General features: G+C 63.2%; 2 protein-coding genes. Both read left to right on the plus strand.

Annotation, left to right across the window (positions count from 1 at the left end):
• The coding region (locus tag WBF82_RS05150) for an AMP-binding enzyme (protein ID WP_424382015.1) at window positions 1-543 on the plus strand (543 nt) is incomplete at its 5' end.
• 63 nt (window positions 544-606) lie between these two features.
• Window positions 607-1510: amidohydrolase family protein (locus WBF82_RS05155; protein ID WP_424382016.1), on the plus strand; the 904-nt coding region annotated here is incomplete at its 3' end.

The following is a 1510-nucleotide window of genomic DNA, read 5'->3' on the forward strand; positions in this document are numbered from 1 at the left end:
GATGCGCCGGAAGATAAACGCCTGCTCACCGATGGTTGTCCGATGCCAGGAGTGGAGATCCGGTTGGCGGCCGACGGCGAGATTTTCAGCCGCGGACCAGACCTGTTTCTGGGCTACACCGACGACGCGCTGACCGCGGCCGCCTTCGACGACGACGGCTGGTATCGCACCGGGGACATCGGCGTGCTGGATGCCGACGGCTACCTCACCATCACCGACCGCAAGGCCGATGTCATCATCCGCGGCGGAGAAAACATCAGTGCGGTGGAAGTCGAAGAGGTCCTGCTCGGCATGCCCGGCATTGCGGAGGCGGTGGTGGTCGCGGTGCCCGACGCCGGTCTTGGCGAGCGGGTTGCCGCCGTGCTGCGGCTCAAATCGGGGCACGCGCTGCCCACTGAAGACGAGGTGCGCACGCATTTCGCCGGCCAGGGCGTGGCTCGTCAGAAATGGCCGGAAGTTTTGCTCGAAGTCGACGACTATCCGCGCACGCCGAGCGGCAAGGTACAGAAGCGTCTGGTGCGCGAGGGCTTAGCAAGGGCTTAGCAATGACGTTGCGGTAGCCTTGGGCTGAGAATAGTATTCTCATAAATTGCGAAGGAGGATTTCATGGGGCAGTTGTCACATCGGGAAGATGTCCCGTTTCCAATCTTTGACGCGGATAACCATCTCTACGAGCCGCCGGAGGCGCTGACCAAGTTCCTGCCGAAGGAGTACAAGGACTTCGTCCAGTACGTGCAGATCAACGGGCGCACCAAGATCGCGATCCGCGGCCAAATCAGCAACTACATTCCCAACCCGACTTTCGAGGTCGTCGCTCGTCCGGGTGCCTGGGAGGAGTACTTCAAGTTCGGCAACCCTGACGGCAAGACCAAGCGCGAGTTGTTTGGTGAGCCGATGCGCGCAATCCCGGCGTTCTTCGAGCCCGGCCCCCGCCTGGAGAAGATGAACGAGCTGGGCCTGGACCGCACGCTGATGTTCCCGACGCTGGCCAGCCTGCTCGAGGAACGGCTGCGCGACGACCCGGTCGCCGTTCACGTCCTGATCCATGCGTTGAACGAGTGGCTCGATGAGGTCTGGGGCTTCAATTACCAGAACCGGATCTTCACCACCCCGGTCATCACCTTGCCGATTGTCGAGAAGGCGATCGAGGAGCTGGAGTGGGCGGTTAAGCGTGGCGCCCGCTGCATCCTGGTCCGCCCCGCTCCCGTCCCCGGCTTCCGCGGACCGCGGTCGTTCGCGGTGCCCGAGTTCGACCCGTTCTGGGAGCGGGTCGTCGAGCACGACGTGCTGGTTGGCATGCACTCCAGCGACAGTGGCTACTCGCGCTACACCTCCGAGTGGGACGGTGCCGACCAGGAGATGCTGCCGTTCCAAACCAATGCCATGGGCATCCTCAACGAGTGGCGGCCGATCCAGGACTCGGTGGGGTCGTGGGTGATTCACGGCGCGCTGTACCGGCATCCCAAGCTCAAAGTCGCGATCGTCGAGGCCGGTTCGAAGTGGATGACCC

The sequence above is a fragment of the Mycobacterium sp. genome (genome assembly GCF_049673265.1).
GTDB lineage: Bacteria > Actinomycetota > Actinomycetes > Mycobacteriales > Mycobacteriaceae > Mycobacterium.